This is a genomic window from Sulfurovum sp. MH2-6 (assembly GCF_058374785.1).
On sequence record NZ_CM178170.1, the window covers coordinates 1819953 to 1838718 of the forward strand.

The 18766-nt window shown below is 43.5% G+C and carries 12 protein-coding genes; 10 read left to right on the forward strand and 2 right to left on the reverse strand.

The annotated features are described in order from the left end of the window. Positions 1–28 precede the first annotated feature (28 nt). From AC4JOV_RS09345 to AC4JOV_RS09390, 10 genes are all read left to right on the forward strand, one after another. Positions 29–1396, forward strand: a complete 1368-nt coding sequence (locus AC4JOV_RS09345; RefSeq protein WP_451923619.1) for a M16 family metallopeptidase — start codon at positions 29–31, stop codon at positions 1394–1396. Positions 1397–1504: 108 nt separating this feature from the next. Continuing rightward, on the forward strand, positions 1505–2398 hold the full coding sequence (gene dapA, locus AC4JOV_RS09350; RefSeq protein ID WP_229937848.1) for a 4-hydroxy-tetrahydrodipicolinate synthase: 894 nt from the start codon (positions 1505–1507) through the stop codon (positions 2396–2398). A 33-nt stretch (positions 2399–2431) separates the two neighbouring features. Continuing rightward, positions 2432–3211, forward strand: coding sequence for an enoyl-ACP reductase (locus AC4JOV_RS09355; protein ID WP_229937847.1), 780 nt, complete (start codon positions 2432–2434; stop codon positions 3209–3211). Between the two features lie 121 nt (positions 3212–3332). Further along, positions 3333–3893: a CDP-diacylglycerol--glycerol-3-phosphate 3-phosphatidyltransferase gene (gene pgsA, locus AC4JOV_RS09360; protein WP_229937846.1), complete on the forward strand. Its 561-nt coding sequence runs from the start codon at positions 3333–3335 to the stop codon at positions 3891–3893. A gap of 226 nt (positions 3894–4119) precedes the next feature. Then, positions 4120–5244: a hypothetical protein gene (locus AC4JOV_RS09365; protein WP_229937845.1), complete on the forward strand. Its 1125-nt coding sequence runs from the start codon at positions 4120–4122 to the stop codon at positions 5242–5244. A 490-nt stretch (positions 5245–5734) separates the two neighbouring features. Further along, positions 5735–7858, forward strand: a complete 2124-nt coding sequence (gene feoB, locus AC4JOV_RS09370; RefSeq protein ID WP_229937844.1) for a ferrous iron transport protein B — start codon at positions 5735–5737, stop codon at positions 7856–7858. 1 nt (position 7859) lies between these two features. Then, complete coding sequence (locus AC4JOV_RS09375; protein ID WP_229937843.1) at positions 7860–8081, forward strand: FeoA family protein; 222 nt, start codon at positions 7860–7862, stop codon at positions 8079–8081. Between the two features lie 29 nt (positions 8082–8110). Beyond that, the gene (locus AC4JOV_RS09380) at positions 8111–9292 is read left to right on the forward strand and encodes an OprD family outer membrane porin (RefSeq protein WP_229937842.1); all 1182 of its coding nucleotides are present in this window, start codon (positions 8111–8113) and stop codon (positions 9290–9292) included. Between the two features lie 196 nt (positions 9293–9488). Further along, positions 9489–10568, forward strand: a complete 1080-nt coding sequence (rseP, locus tag AC4JOV_RS09385; protein WP_229937841.1) for an RIP metalloprotease RseP — start codon at positions 9489–9491, stop codon at positions 10566–10568. Between the two features lie 161 nt (positions 10569–10729). Next, entirely contained in the window at positions 10730–12487 is a 1758-nt protein-coding gene (locus AC4JOV_RS09390) for an ATP-binding protein (protein WP_229937840.1), read from the forward strand. A 387-nt stretch (positions 12488–12874) separates the two neighbouring features. On the opposite strand, the gene AC4JOV_RS09395 is transcribed toward AC4JOV_RS09390, so the two are convergent. Both AC4JOV_RS09395 and AC4JOV_RS09400 read right to left on the reverse strand, forming a co-directional pair. Further along, positions 12875–17431, reverse strand: a complete 4557-nt coding sequence (locus AC4JOV_RS09395; RefSeq protein ID WP_229937839.1) for a phage tail protein — start codon at positions 17429–17431, stop codon at positions 12875–12877. 11 nt (positions 17432–17442) lie between these two features. Then, the gene (locus AC4JOV_RS09400) at positions 17443–18762 is read right to left on the reverse strand and encodes a hypothetical protein (RefSeq protein ID WP_229937838.1); all 1320 of its coding nucleotides are present in this window, start codon (positions 18760–18762) and stop codon (positions 17443–17445) included. Between the last annotated feature and the right edge of the window lie 4 nt (positions 18763–18766).

Here is an 18766-nt window from a genome sequence, read left to right on the forward strand (position 1 = left end):
TTTTTTTAAAAAGCTTCTATCTCAAACAATGAAAGCATTGTCAAACAATGCATACCAGCACTCTTCACTCTTCACTCTTCACCCTTCACTAAAAACACTCTTAATTACACTACTATTAACAGGAGCCGGAATGGCGAATTCACTCCCAAAACACTACACAAAAACACTTGATAACGGTCTCCAGATCGTTGTGATCCCTATGGATAACGGTTCGGGTGTCATTACAAGCGATATCTACTACAAGGTCGGAAGCCGCAATGAGACGATGGGAAAAAGCGGTATGGCACATATGCTCGAACACCTCAGTTTCAAATCGACGGAAAAACTCAAAGAGGGTGAGTTCGATATGATCGTCAAGAGCCGCGGAGGGATAAACAATGCGGCAACCGGTTTTGATAAAACGCACTACTTTATCAAAACCGCTTCACAGAACCTCCCTATGACCTTGGAGCTCTTTGCTGAACTGATGAGCAACCTGAAACTCACCGATGAAGAGTTCCAGACAGAACGTGATGTCGTCGCCGAAGAGCGTAGACTCAGAACCGATAACAACCCTATGGGATACCTCTACTTCAGGATCTTCAATACACACTATACCTACCACCCCTACCACTGGCTTCCGATAGGCTTTATGGAGGATATCCAGAGTTGGAAGATCGAAGATATCCGTACTTTCTACAGACAGCACTATCAGCCGAACAATGCGATCCTCGTCGTTGCCGGGGATATTGCACCGGAGAGTGTTTATAAAGAAGCAGAGAAATATTTCGGTCCTATCAAGAACCATACGCAGGTGCCTGAAGTAAGAGCAGTCGAACCGAAAGTGGACGGTGCAAAACGGGCGATACTCCATAAAGAGGGAAACCAGGTTAATACGCTTGCGATCACCTATGCGATACCGAACTTCGAAGATGAGGATCAGGTAGTACTCTCGGCGATCTCTACTATCCTCAGTCACGGAAAGAGCAGCCGTTTTGAAAAATCACTGGTGAATGAGAAGAAACTGGTCAACACTATCTACGGCTACAATATGGAACTCAAGGATCCGGGCGTATTTTTGATCATGGCGATGTGTGCCGCCGGAGTGGATCCGGAAAACGTAGAAAAGGAGATCCTGGCTGAACTTGAGAAGATCAAACAGGGAGATGTCACCCAGGCGGAACTTGATAAAGTGAAGATCAACACAAAAGCTGAATTTATCTATTCACTGGAGAGTTCACACTCCGTATCAGGACTCTATGGTGAGTACATTGTCAAGGGAAATCTGGACCCTTTACTTGAATATGAAGAGAAATTGGATAAAATTACACTCAAAGACATTCAGGATGTCGCAAACAGGTATTTTGATCATTCACGATCTACCACTGTGATACTTAAAAAAGACGAAACAAAATAAAATGTACGTCTTTCTGAACTTGATTCAGAATCTCTAAATGGTTTTGACACATTCTGTTATCCAAAGGGATCCTGAATCAAGTTCAGGATGACAAAACGAGGAATATATATGAGCAACTATATAACTGGTGTAAGCACCGCACTTATCACACCCTTTAAAAATGGTAAACTTGATGAGGCGGGTTTTGCAAAGCTGATCCAAAGACAGGTAGATAACGGTATCGATGCTGTTTGTCCCGTAGGAACAACTGGAGAGAGTGCAACACTCAGCTATGATGAAGATATGCGTTGTATCGAGATCGCTGTAGAGGTCTGCAAAGGTACAGACACAAAAGTCCTTGCAGGGGCAGGAAGCAATGCAACACACGAAGCAGTAGAGATGGCTAAAAATGCCCAGGCTGCAGGTGCTGATGCGATATTCTCAGTGAGCCCTTACTACAACAAACCAAGCCAGGAGGGGCTCTATCAACACTATAAAGCGGTTGCCAGTGCGGTTGAAGTACCGTTTATGCTCTATAACGTACCAGGACGTACAGGTGTTGATATCCTGCCTGAAACAGTCAAAAGACTCTTTGATGATGTACCGAACATCATGGGGATCAAAGAGGCAACAGGTTCATTGGAAAGAACGGTTGAGCTGATGGCAAAGATCCCTGAACTCTACGTCTTCAGCGGAGATGATGCGATCGACTACCCTATCCTTGCAAGCGGCGGGAAAGGTGTCACGTCGGTGACCTCAAACCTTCTTCCGGATATGAAGAGCAAACTGGTTCAGGCTGCACTTTCCGGTGACTACAAGACAGCAAAAGCGATCAATGAAGAGCTGATCGATATCAACAAAGTACTTTTCTGTGAAAGCAACCCTATTCCTATCAAGGCAGCAATGTATATTGCCGGTCTGATCGATACCTTGGAGTACAGACTACCGCTTGTACCGCCAAGTAAAGAGAATATGAAAAAGATAGAAGCCGTAATGAGAAAGTACAATATCGTTGGTGCTTAAAAAGAAAATGATGTCAAAACAAGGAGTATATAGATGGCAGAAATGAAGGGGAAAACCGTTGTAATCACCGGTGCTACAAAGGGGATAGGAAGAGCCACAGCTGAAAAGTTCGCACAAAATGGAATAAATGTCGCATTTACCTATAATTCGAATAAAGAAGCGGCGGATAAGATCGCAGAGGAACTCAGCAGCAGTTACGGCATCAAAGCTAAAGCCTATCCACTCGACATCTTGGATACAGATCAGTTCAAACCGCTTTTTGAAGCGATCGATCAGGACTTTGACCGTGTAGACTTCTTTGTAAGCAATGCGATGATCTATGGTCGCCCTGTTGTCGGCGGTTATGGAAGGTTTATGAAACTGAGACCTAAAAAAGGACTCACAAACATCTATACTGCAACCGTAGGTGCCTTTGTCGCAGGTTCGCAGGAAGCTGCAAAGCGTATGGAAAAAGTAGGTGGCGGTGCGATCGTTACACTCAGTTCAACAGGGAACCTTATCTATATTGAGAACTATGCAGGTCACGGTACCAACAAAGCGGCAGTAGAAGCAATGGCACGTTATGCCGCAGTCGAACTCGGTGAAATGGGAATCCGTGTGAATGCTGTATCGGGTGGACCTATCGACACGGATGCACTCAAAGCCTTCACCAATTATGAAGAGGTAAAAGCGGAGACGATCAAACGTTCTTCACTCAATAGAATGGGAAGTCCTGAAGATATCGCAGGTTCAGTCTACTTTCTCTGTACGGATGAAGCATCATGGATCACAGGTCAGACCCTAGTAGTAGACGGCGGTACTACATTCAGATAATGTAGGTCGGGGTATCCCTACCCCGACACCAACATGTATGCTTGCTAAAAAGTTTAAATTACTATATCAATATTTTGTCGGGGTGGGGACACCCCGACCTACATAAGAAAGGTCAAGATAAATGCCAACCTCACAAATTTTCAATGTTCCCAATACTTTAGCATTTATCCGACTGCTTCTGGCACCCCTTATGTTCTTTTTCCTGGTCAATCAGGATGCCCCTCTTTTTGAAGGGATACACAGCTCATGGCTCAACTATATTGCTGCATTTATCTTTGTTCTGGCTTCAGCCACTGACTTTTTTGACGGATATATCGCCCGTACCTTTGATCAGATCACAACACTGGGGAAGATACTTGACCCGCTTGCAGACAAGATGCTCACGTTGGCAGGGTTTCTGGGGCTTATGATCCTGGGAAGTGCCTCCCCCTGGGCTATTTTTCTGATCCTGACAAGAGAACTGTTCATCACAGGGTTACGTGTATCAGCCGTGGCAGAAGGTATCGATATCTCTGCTTCCTGGATGGGAAAAGTAAAAACAGTGGTACAGATGATCGCTATCGGTTTTTTACTTATGGGCTGGACCGGCGGAGAGATCATCCTCTGGTTTGCCGTGCTTCTCACACTCTACTCAGGATATGAGTATGTGCGGGATTTTTTCAGAGCAACACAACAGCACTAAAGCTTTACGTTTCATCTCCTTACCCCCGCATAGCAAATACTATTTTTTTATCTCTCATTCACCCCCCCCCTGTAACTAGCTGCTGTTTCACTCAAAGTCAACTCCGGGAATGACGTTTTTTTTATTCATTATTCCAATTGTTTAAAAATTAATCACTTCTCTGTTTATAATTCATTTACTTTCGGTTTATAATAACTTACCTTTAAATTTAACACAAGGAAGTAATATGAAATTCACAAAACTCAGTTTAATTGCAGCGCTGGCAATCAGCTCAGCATTTGCAGGCGGGGATATCGAACCGGTAGAACCGGCAGTAGAAGCTCCGGCAGCTACAGAGGCATGTAATGCCAACACAACAATCAGCGGTAAAGCTACAGCTTACTACTATACATTTGAAGATGGAACTGATCTATTTGATAAAGCAACAAGTAACCTGGGTACGGCTGTTACTTTGGACGTTGCACACAAGATTACTGACAATGTAACTGCAAACTTCACAGCAGTTGGATTTACAAACGTATTAGATAACAATGCTGATGTATTTGAAGGTACAGAAACCGGTGCTTACCTCAATGTAGCAAACATCACTGCAACCTATGGTGATACAACGTTCATACTCGGTCGTCAGCTCCTAAGTACGCCTATGCTAAGCGGTTTTGATTGGTTGTTGGCACCAGGTAGCTTTGAAGCGTATACTATTGCTAACACTTCAATCTCCAATGTTACGCTCGTCGGTTCATATATCAGACAATATAGAGCAAATAACGGTGGTACAGACTTTATGGACCTTGATGGAGACAACTGGGCAGTGGGTGCAGCCTATAGTGATGCATTCGATGCTAGTCTTTGGTACTATAATGTAGATCATGCTGGATATACTGAAATCTATGCAGATGCAGGTGTAGAGCTTTCAGGTATCAACCTTGCTGCACAGATTGCAAGTACTGATTGGGATCTAGCTGATGATTCAATGTTATATGGTATCAAAGCATCCGGTTCAGTAGCGGGATTCGATCTCATGGCTGCTTATGTTCATGTTGAAGATTCTGGCGCAGGATATGTAGATAACGACGCTGCATACACTAGTATGTGGAACAACCTTGGTTCTGATGAAGTTGGTGATGCTTTCAAAGTTGAAGCTGCAACAGAGTTCAATGGTCTTGCAGTATCTGCAGCTTATGCCAACTATAGTAACGATATTGCTCCGGACGGAGAAGAATTCGACCTTATCCTGGGATACGGATTTACTGATTGTATCTCTCTTGATGTAATCTATACATATACAGATGCTGCAATTACTTTGTATACAGAGTCAAATGCTCTTGAAGTTATCGCAACATACAAATTCTAATCATACAACACTCTCCTATCTACATGAGGCCACTCTCTTCAGGAGTGTGGCCTCTTTTCTCTATCTGCACATTTTTACTTTTTTCTTGCCGGCTACCCCTCTGATATGTTCCAAAAAGCTGTATAGGAGCTTTATGATATAAAAATAAGATATCAATTGATTAAAATATAATCAAAATTAGCACGCTTCTCTCTCTGATCTATATTATAATGGGATATCATGAAGAGAATTCATGATAAAACTTTTTTCATTCTAGTCTCCCTTTTTTGAATACACCACTCTCCATGAGAGTGTTCGGGGAGCACTCCTTAATCCCCCTTTTTTTCTCTTTAAGATATAATATTTGATCTTTTTATCTGTCAAATAAAAAGATTATTGATAATTACTATCATTTTAAGTAGCTTTAAGAAAAGTTCGACTATACTCCATCTCATAAAAGTGATAACTATTATCATTTCTACTATTTTATAAAAGATTATAAGGAAAAATTTTGAAACAGATCACTGTTGCATTGGCCGGTCAGCCTAATGTAGGAAAATCATCTCTTATCAATGCCATCTCCAATGCGAAACTGAAAGTGGGGAACTTCTCAGGGGTTACGGTAGATAAGACCGAAGTGGTATTTACCATCTGTGATGATATCGCATGTGAGAACTATGAGACACATATCATTGACCTGCCCGGGGCTTACTCCTTAACCGAGTATACGATCGAAGAGAAAGTGACCAAGAGTTTTCTGCAGAGTGACGAGTATGATGTCATCGTCAATGTAGTAGACTCCACTAACCTTCAGAGAAATCTTCTTTTTACGACACAACTGCTTGAAACGGGGAAGAAGGTGATCGTTGCCCTCAATATGAGCGATGAAGCGAGAGAAGAAGGGATCGAGATCGATGAGAAACAACTCTCGGCGATCCTGGGTGTTCCCTGTATCAAAACAGCTGCATCTACCGGAGAAGGGATCGACGAACTCAAAGAGGCGATCGTCGCAGTCTATAAGAAAAAAGAGACAACGGCCAAAGTCGTCTACTCTGACCCTATAGAAGAGGAGATCAGACATATTGTCAAGTTCCTTGAAGAAAAAAACTACAGATCCGAACTCTCCTATAGACACCTTGCAGTCAAACTGCTTCAGGAAGATGAAGATACCTATAAAAGAATGCATGACGAACCGATCTGGATCGAGATGTTGCCACTCGTACGTGATGCACTGGGCCATCTCTACCTGCACCACAATACAAAAGATCTAAAAGAGATCTTTGATGAGGAACATTTTGCTTTTGCAAAAGGTGCAAAGATGGAAGTGATGTCCACCAAAAGCATGAAAGCAAAAAACCTGACACAAAAGATCGACAATCTTCTTATCAATAAGGTCTTGGGAATTCCCCTCTTTTTGTTCTTTATGTGGGTTCTTTTCCAGCTTACTTTTGAACTGGGTTCTATCCCGATGGACTATATCGATGCAGCCTTTACATGGATGGGAGATCAGGCCAAAGCCATCCTTGGTGAAGGGCAACTTGGCTCTTTAGTGGCTGACGGTATGATCGCCGGTGTGGGTGCGGTGATCATGTTCCTGCCTAATATCGTGATCCTCTTTATCGGTATTGCACTGCTTGAGACAACCGGATATATGAGCCGTGTGGCATTCCTGCTTGACGGGTTTTTCCATAAGTTCGGACTTCATGGAAAAAGTTTTATCCCGCTCGTTACCGGATTTGGGTGTTCTGTCCCTGCTTATATGGCTGCACGTACGCTCAAAAACGAAAAAGACAGACTGATCACACTCTTCATTATCGGCTTTATGAGCTGCGGTGCCAGACTGCCGATCTATGTACTCTTTGCCGGAGCATTCTTTGCTGAAGAGCAGGCAGGTAACATTCTCTTTATTATCTATATCTCGGGTGCACTGCTTGGATTGGTGATGGCTAAGATTCTTAAGATGTTTGTCTTCAAAGGAGAGGATGAACCGTTTGTTATGGAGATGCCTAAGTACCGTACACCGTCACTCAAACTGATCTGGCATACGGTTTACGGACAGGCCAGAAGCTACCTGAAAAAAGCGGGAACCTATATCCTGGCTGCATCGGTCCTGATCTGGTTTGCAAGTAACTATCCGAAATATCCGGAGTTGGAACTCTCCTACCAGACCAAGATAGAACAGGCAGTCAATGCAGAGCAGCAACATCAGATTGAGAATGAACTCAATATGCAACTGCTTGAAAAAAGCTATCTGGGTATCATAGGTCACGCGACAGAGCCGGTCTTTGAACCGTTAGGCTTTGACTGGCGTATGGCAGTGGCACTGGAGACAGGTCTTGCAGCCAAAGAGGTGGTAGTCTCTACTCTCGGTGTACTCTATGCGCTGGGAGACGAAGTCGATGAAGGAAATGAAGGATTGATCCAAAAGATCCGGGACAATATACCGTTTGCTTCAGCTATCGCCTTTATCGTCTTTGTCATGATCTATCTGCCTTGTCTGGCAGCGTCCATGGTCTTTACCAAAGAGGCAGGAGGCTGGAGATACCTGGTATACCTGTTCCTGATGACAACACTGACAGCCTGGATACTGAGCTTTATTGCCTACAATGTCACAAAACTGATCACAGGAGCATAGGATGATTTTAACCGAACTCAAAAAAGGACAAAGCGCTACGATCGTAAAGATAGATGCACAGCAGTCACTCAAGGACCGCCTTAAATCCATGGGAGTATGCAAGGGTGAGCTCCTGACCGTAAGAGGATGCTCTTTGGCCAAGCAGACGATGGAGATCGAGATAGAAGGCACACTGGTTGCACTCAGAGCCGAAGAGGCAAAAAAAATAGAAGTCGAAAAATAGATGAATCTAAACCAAATAGGAAACCATGGATGAAAAAAATAGCAACACTTTCATTTATCACTGCTACTCTGCTCATGGCAAGCGGAGAGATGCCCCCTGTTGCTGAAGCAACAGCAGAGGAAAAAGCATTCTCATTTATCAAAACTGTCAATGGATATATCAGAGCGGGATACCAAAATACGGATATCTCCGGAGATACGGACTATACAGATACAGCCCTTGGCGGAAAACTGCATATCGAAACTGTTTCCTGGAACGGTATCAGTGCCGGAGCCAGCTTTTATACTACAAATTCAGTGGGAAAAGATGAGGGGTATTTAAGTGGTGCCGGTATGGCCTTCTTTGACGGTAGCGGGAACTCCTACTCTATCCTGGGTGAAGCATACCTGCAGGGTGAATGGGGAAATACAACACTCAAAGCAGGCCGACAGGAGATCGATACACCGTTTGCCGATACCGATGATATCGGAATGGTACCGAATAGTTTTGAGGCAGTAACGCTTGTGAACACAGATATCAAAGAGACAACCATCCTCCTTGCACAAGTGCAGAGAATGGCCGGTGTAGATGCAGAGGTTCCCGGTGAATTCAAAAAACTCAATGGAGATGATGGTGTACAGGTATTGGGGATCACCTATGAAGGTATCGAAGGGGTATCCCTCTCAGGGTGGTACTACTATGCAAATGACCTCATAAAAGTACCCTACCTTGAAGCAACCTATGAAGCAGATCTTGGTGAAGTAAGCCTGGGACTTGGGGCACAGTATGCCTATATGGACTGGGAAGGTGATAGTGCTGCAAAGGTCTTCGGTGCAACGCTCTCTGCAGGATTTTCACCTGCCGGTCTTATAGTGGGTGCAGCCTATAATAAAAGCAGTGACGGTCCAGCAGATGACCTCTTCGGAGGAGGACCGTTCTTTACAAGTTCCGAACACCTGACACTCCCTGTAGCAGGAAGTGATGGAGAAGCAGTGATGTACACAGCTGAATGGGATGCAGGTACCATAGGCATAGAGGGATTGACATTGGGTGCCGGATACCTGACACTGGAGAGTGATACAGGGCTGGAGAGCAGTGAACTTGATCTTATCGCAAGCTATGCATTTAACGATGCATTGACACTGGATATCTTCTACAGTGATATCGATGACAAAATTGAGAGCGGTGATGAGCTGACAAACCTTAGAGTATTTCTCAACTACGCTTTTTAATCTATTGCGTGCAGGGGAAACCTTCTCCTACACCGTTTAGAGGACCTTTGGAGTGAAGATCTTCCAAGTCCCTGCACAAATCTTACAGGGTATCAATCTTTAGCACTATTTTTCACCTGCCTATCTGTGATCCGTTTTTTGGCAATGTCGTTATCTTTTTGATATAATGCGCCATTTATGCATTATTGGGAGAATTATGAGCATTATCATTGCACTGTTAGTCCTATCTGTACTGATCTTTTTTCATGAACTGGGCCATTTCACGGCTGCACGTTTTTTCGGCGTAAAAGTTGAAGTTTTCAGTATAGGCTTTGGGAAAAAACTCTTGACGAAAAAGATCGGTGATACCGTATGGAGCATCTCAGCCATCCCGTTGGGCGGCTATGTCAGAATGAAGGGACAGGATGACAGTGATCCTACAAAAGTCAGCTATGACAGTGACAGCTATACGACAAAAACGCCTCTGCAGCGTATCGTGATACTGCTTGCCGGCCCTTTTGCAAACTTTTTCACTGCCTTTGTCCTCTACTTTGCCGTATCTCAGATAGGAACACATTTGAGCCCGGTCTTCAACTATGCGAAGTATATGCCGGCAACGATCGGCAGTTTTGCCCCCGATTCCCCGGCCAAACAGGCAGGCCTGGATATCAATGATACGATAGTTCAGGTCAACCATATCAAGATCGAAGACTGGGAGGATATCGGTGAAGCGATACAGACTACAAACCATACACTCTCCCTCACTGTCTTAAGAGACGGGGCACTGATGAACTTTCATTTCGCACCGGTGATTCAAACACAACAGAACAAATTCGGTGAGGAGATAGAACGTAAACTTATCGGTGTAGGACCGCTGGTCACCCAGGAGAAGTTGCACTTTTCACTGCTTGATGGAGTCCGATTTGCCTGGAATGAGACGCTCTATGCATCCATGTTGATCTTTCAAAGTGTGGAAAAACTCGTTACAGGAGCGATCGGTGCAGACAAACTCGGAGGCGTACTTACCATTGTCGATGTGACAGCCCAGGCGAGCAACGTAGGTATCGTTGCCCTCTTCCTCTTTACCGCGTTGATCTCGGTCAACCTCGGCGTGCTCAACCTGCTTCCGATCCCGGCACTCGACGGCGGGCATATCATCTTCAATCTCTATGAATGGCTACGGGGGAAAGCACCCAGTGAAGCAGCGATGTACTATATGACCGTAACCGGCTGGGGACTTTTGCTCTCCCTGATGATGCTCGGACTCTACAATGATATCAACAGGTTATTCGGATAACCTGCTTGATACTCACTGCAAATACCTATAGATACCCCTTAAAATCTGGAAGACTTCCCCCTCCGGCTTTATCTTGACTCAAAATTTATATCACATACATACTATCTGTCAGCAATAAGATTTTCATGCTATACTCTTTACAAACGGAAAGGGAAAGGATCATGAAACACCCGCTTGATGAGTTGGATGAGATCATTCAAAGGGCATTGGAGAATGTTGAGGATGATATAAGTCAAAGAGTAAAAACAGTGTTGGAGACAAAGCGTACTCCCGTTGAGCCTGGCCCTCTGATACGGTTACAGGAGAAACTGCAGCTCAGTAGATTCGAACAACTTCTTATCTCGATCCTCTTTGCTCCTGAGCTCTATGCCAAATATGAGAAGATCTACGCTTACCTGCAAGACGATCTCAACAGACCCTACCCGACGGTACAGCTTCTGGAGATGCTTTTATGCAACACAGCCGAACAGAGTCAAGCACTCTACAACTATTTTATCACCCCCTCAAAACTCACCATGCTTTACCTCATAGAGTTTGCTTCGGAGGAGAACAATGAACTGCTTTTTAGACGTCCTCTGCGACTCTCCGCTTCGCTGAGAAACTACCTGCTGGGTGATCTTCATATCAAAGGGGCACTTCAATCCTACTGCAGAGTGCTTGAACCCGTAGAAGATGCAGCGTGTAACCTTGAGATGCAGAGTGATAGACGTCATATCATCAACCTTTATGGCTATGACGATGTTCAAAAACGCACTGAAGCCAGAGAGATCGCTTCATACTTCGGTTTTGGACTGCTGTCGGTTGATAGTGCCGAAGCACTCAAGCATGAAGAGGATACCGACCGACTGATCGCTCAACTCGTCAGAGATGCACTTCTGAGCGGTACGATCCTCTATCTTGAAGGATTTGATACGTTTCTGGAAGATACGACTCCCTATAGAGAAAAAGATCTGTTGGAGACATTGGAAAAGCTGGCTTGGGTCAGCATCGTCTCTACCAAGTCAGCCTGGAGTCCCGCAGAGTTATCCTCCGATACAAGCTTCCATACGATCAAAGAGACACGATCCGGACAAAACACCCGGAGAGTAGCCGTCGAACTCAACCGCTATGCCCAGGCGATCGTCTCCTCCAATACCCAGGAAGATATCGTTATACCGGACAAACAGAGAACACAACTGCATCAGGTTGCTACCCACTTCACACATCAAAGCAGAGTCTTCGAGGAGTGGGGATATCAGAAATTTTTTCAAAGTAGAGGTATCACTCTGCTCTTTTCCGGGGGTTCGGGTACAGGGAAAACCATGGCAGCGTCGATCCTGGCCAACCAGCTTGGTCTGCTTCTCTACAAAATAGATCTCTCCCATATGGTCAGCAAATATATCGGTGAAACGGAAAAAAACCTCTCAAAGATCTTCGAACTTGCGCAAGGTTCGGACGTGATCCTCTTTTTTGATGAAGCAGATGCGATCTTCGGCAAGCGAAGCGAGGTCAAAGAGGCACACGACCGCTATGCCAATATCGAAGTCAGTTATCTGCTGCAAAAGATCGAAGAGTATGACGGGATCGTTGTGCTTGCTTCAAATTTCAAAGAGAATATCGATGAGGCATTTTTGCGGAGATTCCGTTTTATCATCGACTTCCCGACGCCTGACGCAGCACATAGAGAAGAGATCTGGGATAAGGTCTTGCCTGAAACACTCTTAACCGAACCGATGGACTTTTCTGCATTGGCGAACCACTTCAAGCTCAGCGGTGCCAATATCCGTAATGTAGCACTCTACGCAGCTTTCAATGCGGCAGAGGATCAAAGTAAGATCACCAAAGCGCATATCGTCAAAGCATTGATAAATGAAATGGAGAAAACCGGATCACCGTTCCATGAAGAGGAAGCCGCTGCATTTTTGGGAGATTCAGGATAGATAAAAGGAGGGAGATTTGATCTCCCTTTTTGAAGTAATAATCGGTACCATTTTCGCTTTTGTTATCAACTTAGTACATACGATCCAGGTAATACTCTTCAACAGAATTACAAACCCTATGCAGCTCTTTTGGACTCACTAACCCGTACGCCTCATATAGCGTCTCAACGAAATCAGCATCTCCGCTATTACCGACTTACAAAAGCTCAACTGTCAAACAGAAACTTTCACTTCCGTCCATTTCATCAAACTCATCACTACTTTTTCGGTCGCATGTCTGATATTCTGCTCTGTCTCTCAAGATTTAACATCTTAAGTGCAATCTCATCTAATAACAACCAATCTTACAACTAATCTTATTATTGCACTAACCGTCTAAAACTAATCTTAATACATACATTTGTGCTTGCTCTTCTCATCAAATTTAAAGTAGCTGCTCATCCAGATATCACACCCTATCTCTCTTTTGGGTTTATCAGGTGTAAAATTCTTATTGGAAGCGTCATACATTTCAAACCCGTAATATTTCACTCCCAGTACCCTTTTCGGGTCCTCTTTGGATAAAAGCAAGCTGCTTAACTTTTCCGCTGCCTGTTTTGCTAACGCTTTATCCGCTTCTTTATCTTTCTTACTCAGATCTTTATAGATTTCTGACTGCGTGATATTTGCCAATACTGCTTTATCATCGAGTGTATCCCATCTCGATTCAACGGTCAGATTAAAGAAGATAACATCATCATCACTTTTCTTCTTGGCATTGACTTCATCCACAATCTCTTTCTCCTCATCTCCCATGGTAATTCGGTTATATTCAGCGCTGGTTACATTCAGGTTCAACGCTTTTCTATATCCTGATCCTCCAAACCAGTCAGCCAACAGATGTGCACTGTCAAATAAATTTTGTTTGTCATATGTGTTTGCTCTTTCCAGTTGTTCCCTTTTCTTTTTATCCTCTACACTGTTTGGGTCCAGTTCGGGACCTTTATTGCTTCTCATATAGTGAAGGTAGAGTCTACTACCGACCTGATCAACTCTCTTTTTTAGTTTAACGAGATCATCCTCCTCTTTATAGAGCGCTCCTAGGTCATTCTTATCTGATATATCATCGAAAAAGCTATGATAGTTCTCTCTCGTTTCACCATTTGGCTTAGGATATTTTGCATATTTTTGTATGCCGATCTTTCCTATCTCCGCTTTTAGTTTTTTCTCATCATTCAAATTGGAATCAAGTGCCACATCACTATCATTAAAACTTTGGATAAAACTCTGATAAAAAGATTTTTGGCTTACAAAACTACCTGCAGACTCTGTTTTACCCCGTGTTCTACTTATTTTCAAGGTGAGTTTTTCACCTTTTGTGGACTGTTTTACCCCCTCTTCCCCCTCTTTATCTATCTCATTGAAATTATGCGTCACAGTAAACATCTTATCCTGGTGTTTATCATTTTTATAGTTGTAAACGATTTCCATTACCTGGTTTTTGATACTGATACTCTCTATTTGAGGTTTATACTCTGTATGTTCTCCTTCCTTTTGTCCCTTTGTGTCTAAATATTCTTTGATAACTTTTGATATCTCTTTTTTTCCATCTTCAAATGTGTTAATACTCATATAATTATCTAAGTTATTTTTTATTTTTGTTTTATTAACTTCATTCAAATAAAGTTTTTGCTTCTTGTCACTATTTTCATTAAGATTAGTTTTTAAGTATTCATAAAAGTCACTTCCCGGCTCAAGCATTTTGTCATAAAGTCCATATTTTTTTAATTCTGTTACAAGTTGACTCCATTCCTCTTTAATTCTAATTTTTGGATTTTTCAATATTTTCTTTACCTCTTTTAAACAATGCCTTTTTTCAACCTTTTCTAAGTGCTCAGCTGATAGATCCGTAATTTCATACCCAAAAATATTAAATAATGTAGACAAAACTACTTTAAGCTGTCCTTCTTTGATCATAGTGTCTTTTTTCTCTTGGCTTCTCTCTTTGTCATATTTATTAAAGTCAAACCTCTCTTGTTTAAGTATGGCCTCTTTTATGACTTTTTGTTCTTGTTCTGCCTCTGTCACAGTACCTACATACAGCTCTTTAGCTTCTTTGATATATTTAACTGCACGTGCAGAATCTTCTTTATTCAAGTCAGGAATCTTCTTTTCCCACTTCTCTAAACGTGAAAGTATGGTTTTCGGCCTGCTGGCCACCATCACTTTGACTTTGCCGCCTTTAGTGGTAATCCAAAGTCTATGGTTCTCCTTGGCAGCAGTAAACTTAAGCTCTTTTCCCAACGTTTTATCGATCTTTTTATTGACCGGTTTCCCTTTTGGGGCTCCCTTTTTTGCACCTATTTTGCCGCGGCCGAATAGTTTGTTAAAGGCTTTTCTTGCTTTATCAAGCAACTTGTCTACCGCACGGTCGATACGTTTGCGTACTTTTTTGACGATCTTTTGGACTTTTTTAGCCAGTCCCCCGAGTCCCAGGATTTTGGCAAAGATATTGATCACTACGACAACCAGTGCTGCCAGGCCCTCTTCGACCGCTTTGACAACACCTTTGAGATTGCCGCTGGCTACGGCCTTGATCGCTTTGATCATCACAGGGATGATCATCATCGCTGATTCAACGATCGCTACGAGCATGTCTTTGATCGCAATGGCCGCTTTGATAAACGCACCGCCCGGTACAAAGAGCCCTACCAGCCATTTGGTACCGGCTATGAGCACCTGGGTGATCAGCATTGTTTTGATCTCACCGATGACCGTCTCTTTGAGGTCATTGAACTTCTCTTTGAGATATTTCCATATCCCTTTGATCCCCTCTTTTTTAAAGATCTTGAACATCTCAAAGCTTTTTTCCATCACTTTAACGGCCGGCTCGCCAAAAAGTTTGACGGCCTTTTTGCGTATAAAGTCCCAACCCAGCCCGAGTATCTGCATCACGAGTGAAAAGATACCTTTTAAAGAGAAGATATTTTCCGGGATTGTGATCCCCATCGGTCCCATCGCACCGGTGAGCCACTTGATAAATCCGCCGATAAGGTGTTTTTTGATATTGGTTTTAAAGAGCTCTATCCCTTCTTTGACTGCGCCGAATAGCATCTTGGCAAAACCGATCGGATCTTCGAGGATCTTGGGTATCAAACCGGCAATCCCCGAGACCAATTTTCTGATCATCTCACCAAGCTTTTTGATCGTATCCGCCACCTCTTTCACTGCATCGACTGCTTTCTCAACCCAGCTGGAACTGACACTCTCTTTGATCTTATCAAAAGATTCGCGCAGGCTATCTACGTTCTTTTTGTACTGTTGTGCAAGGCTTTGTACCAACTCTTTCTCTTTGTCCCGGACTGTCCCTTCCAGGTCGCTGTACCGGTCATTAAAGGTATCATAGGAATCTTTTGCCAGATCCTGCTCCTCTTTGCTCAGTCCCTCATAGAGATCTTGACTCTCCTTTCTTCCTTCAGTGATGATATCGATGGCCCCATTGAGCTCAGAGGTGATATGTTCTGCAATTTTGTCAAAGATCTTATCCAATGCCTCGATAAATGTTTGCTTCTCTTCACGAAAAACCTTCTCGATCGCTTCGGTATCTTCTCCGAAAAGATAATCATCGATCACCGTCACACCATAGATATCATCCAGTTTCCTCTCCACATTTCTCTCAAACCGTCTTTTGGCATCGGGTACGGAATCACTTTTTGCCAACAAACCTCCAAAAGAGGAATCACTCTTTTCAAAAAACCCTTCGATATAGGGAGTAAGTGCATTCAGTTTTTCGGTGACTTTTCTCTTGGTACGGTTATAGATCTCTTCAAACTGTCTATTGAGCTCACGTTTTTTAGTGATCCTTGCATCTTTTGTCTTATGCTGTTTGATTAAGGTATCATTGAAGTTCTTTATACGGGAGACGAACATCTTGCCCATTTTTACGTTTCCGGAAGCTTCGGCACCGCCACTTGCCTGCGCCAATATCTTTTTCTCTTTTGCTCTATAGTGTAGAGGGGCACGCACGGTAGCCTTTTGGGCTTCGGTTTTGGAGTCAAGTGCAGCGATAAAGGTCGGTTCATTGGAGTTGGCCAGTTGCGTTTCGGTCAGGCCGTTTTGAGCCATTGTATCATCAAGCTTTTGATGCTCCTCCTCCATAGAGATCTCACTGCTGTGTTTTGGTTTGGGGACAGCACTTTTCCCCTGGATCAAAGCGGGCGCTGCTCCCGTTTCATCCAGCTTGACCTCTTGTGGCTTTACCGGCATTATACCGCTTTCCGGTGGCTTTTTGGCCTCCGCATCTTTCTGCAAGCCTCCGGTTGCTTTCTCTTTTCCGTCAACAATCTTGTCGTTGACATCCTCTTTGAGTTTTTCAAGGGGTTTTTCTTTTTTAAACTTTTTCGCCGAATCTGAATCTTTGGGAAGTTTTTGCTCCAGTTTCTTCAGCTCTGCTTTTAATGCACGTTTGAAGGTCTCCGCCTTGAACTGTTGCTTCTCTTCAACTTTTGAACTTTTCTCGATGCTTTCGTAGTGACTTGTGCGGTCATTGTTCTCTTTCTGTTCTTTCACACTCACTTTTGCCGCATCCTCGATTTCGGCTTGTTTTGTCTCCGGTGCGGGATGCTCTTTTTGCCGATCGCTGCTCTCCTTGATCTCTCTCAGCGCCTTTTGAAAAGCCGGATCTTTTTTCGGGTCGGTAACGGCTCTAGTCACCCTTCTTTTTTTCTTTGGCTCTTCCTTTGACTCTTTCTTTAACTCTTTCTTTGGCTCTTCCGGTTGACGTTTTTTGGCACGCTCCCGGCTCTTGGTCTCTTTTCCTTTGGATCTATGCTCCTCTTTTTTTATCCCCTCATTGTGTACAGGGCGCACCGGTTTTGATCTTCTGATCGGCTTTTTGGCTACCGATAGACTATCCTTTCGTGTAGGTACCGGCTTGGAGGCTTTTTTGTTCACTTTTTGGAGCATCGTTGTATTCTTTATGCGTTGAGTACGGCCATATAGTAACCCGGTGTACTGCCTTGGTTCTCCACTTTGACAGTATTCCTGTCCACATGCGTGACTTTGATAGTGAAATTTTCTTTCCCGACTATTTTTTCATAACTGTATTTTGGAACAACGAAGAGATCCTCCAGGTGATAGTTTATCTTCGCATCGTACCGCTTCATCACACTATATGACATATCTGTAATATTCGCTTTTTTAAGCATCGTATGTACGGTTTTGTTTTTATCATGGGTGGTTACACTGTATCTCTTTTTATACGGTTCTGCTTCTGCCACCTTTAAAAACTCCTCAGTCTCCATATTGAATGCTTTGGCCTCTTTTTCCAACTCCTTACGCATCACTGCACTCACCCCATCATCCCCATCGTATTTCACCCTCTTATAGATATCTACTACAGGAAAAGCTCCCCGGTTATGCTCGATCTCGACTACCGTATCTACTGCTTTCAGATGGAAGTGGCGCTCTGCATGATAACCGCTCTGCATAGAGATTTTGATCTTATGATCCTCTTCACTTATCTCCACATTATTTCCTGCGATCAACACAATATCCCCGCTCTCATCCGGCGCTGCTCCGTTAATCGAAGAGACCAGTGACAGATCACCGCTTTTCCCGTTCACGCTTCTTACATAGCTCTGGTTGATCCTGCACAGGAGTTTAGCGATCTCTGCATTGGTATGGAGATAGCTCCTCTCCTCTTGGCTGATACTGCCTTTATCGCCGACTTTAATATACTTGCCGATATAGAGTATCGGAAGATCGATTGATTGTTCCGAGCGTCTTTTGAAAAAACCAAGCCGTCTAAACTTAGGTAACCGTAGCCATCCTGGCAAAGCACCTTTACTTTCACACGCAATATCATCGACACTCGGAACCAGGTGTGTATTACTGATATGGATCTCAAGATCTTCGACAATATGGTCAAAGACACACTCATCACTGCAGGTATCTTCATTGGCTGCGGGGAGACGGTCTTCGCCTCTCTCTTTATATTTGAGATAGATATGGTCATTCTCTTGAAGTTTCTCCGGCAATTCAAACTCTCTGTCTTCCGGAAGCACAATGAAATTACCATGACTGTCAATACCGATACCTTTGTTTACTGTGATTTTCTTCTCACTGTTTTTTACACCTTGGATCTTTAACCCGTCTACGATACCGTATCCGACCAGTGCACTGTTGATCGCTTTGATCTTATCGATAAAGTACCGCTGTTCCAGTTTGAGATCATCTACATCGATCAGTTTGCCTTTGTAATAGTCGTTTCTCTTTAATTCAAAATCCATATTCATCAGA

Excerpts from the sequence above, each read along its gene's own strand:
- AC4JOV_RS09345 (WP_451923619.1), top strand. The coding sequence starts at position 29 with ATGAAAGCATTGTCAAACAATGCATACCAGCACTCTTCACTCTTCACT.
- dapA (WP_229937848.1), top strand. The coding sequence starts at position 1,505 with ATGAGCAACTATATAACTGGTGTAAGCACCGCACTTATCACACCCTTT.
- AC4JOV_RS09355 (WP_229937847.1), top strand. The coding sequence starts at position 2,432 with ATGGCAGAAATGAAGGGGAAAACCGTTGTAATCACCGGTGCTACAAAG.
- pgsA (WP_229937846.1), top strand. The coding sequence starts at position 3,333 with ATGCCAACCTCACAAATTTTCAATGTTCCCAATACTTTAGCATTTATC.
- AC4JOV_RS09365 (WP_229937845.1), top strand. The coding sequence starts at position 4,120 with ATGAAATTCACAAAACTCAGTTTAATTGCAGCGCTGGCAATCAGCTCA.
- AC4JOV_RS09375 (WP_229937843.1), top strand. The coding sequence starts at position 7,860 with ATGATTTTAACCGAACTCAAAAAAGGACAAAGCGCTACGATCGTAAAG.
- AC4JOV_RS09380 (WP_229937842.1), top strand. The coding sequence starts at position 8,111 with ATGAAAAAAATAGCAACACTTTCATTTATCACTGCTACTCTGCTCATG.
- rseP (WP_229937841.1), top strand. The coding sequence starts at position 9,489 with ATGAGCATTATCATTGCACTGTTAGTCCTATCTGTACTGATCTTTTTT.
- AC4JOV_RS09390 (WP_229937840.1), top strand. The coding sequence starts at position 10,730 with ATGAAACACCCGCTTGATGAGTTGGATGAGATCATTCAAAGGGCATTG.
- AC4JOV_RS09395 (WP_229937839.1), bottom strand. The coding sequence starts at position 17,431 with ATGCTCCAAAAAGTGAACAAAAAAGCCTCCAAGCCGGTACCTACACGA.
- AC4JOV_RS09400 (WP_229937838.1), bottom strand. The coding sequence starts at position 18,762 with ATGAATATGGATTTTGAATTAAAGAGAAACGACTATTACAAAGGCAAA.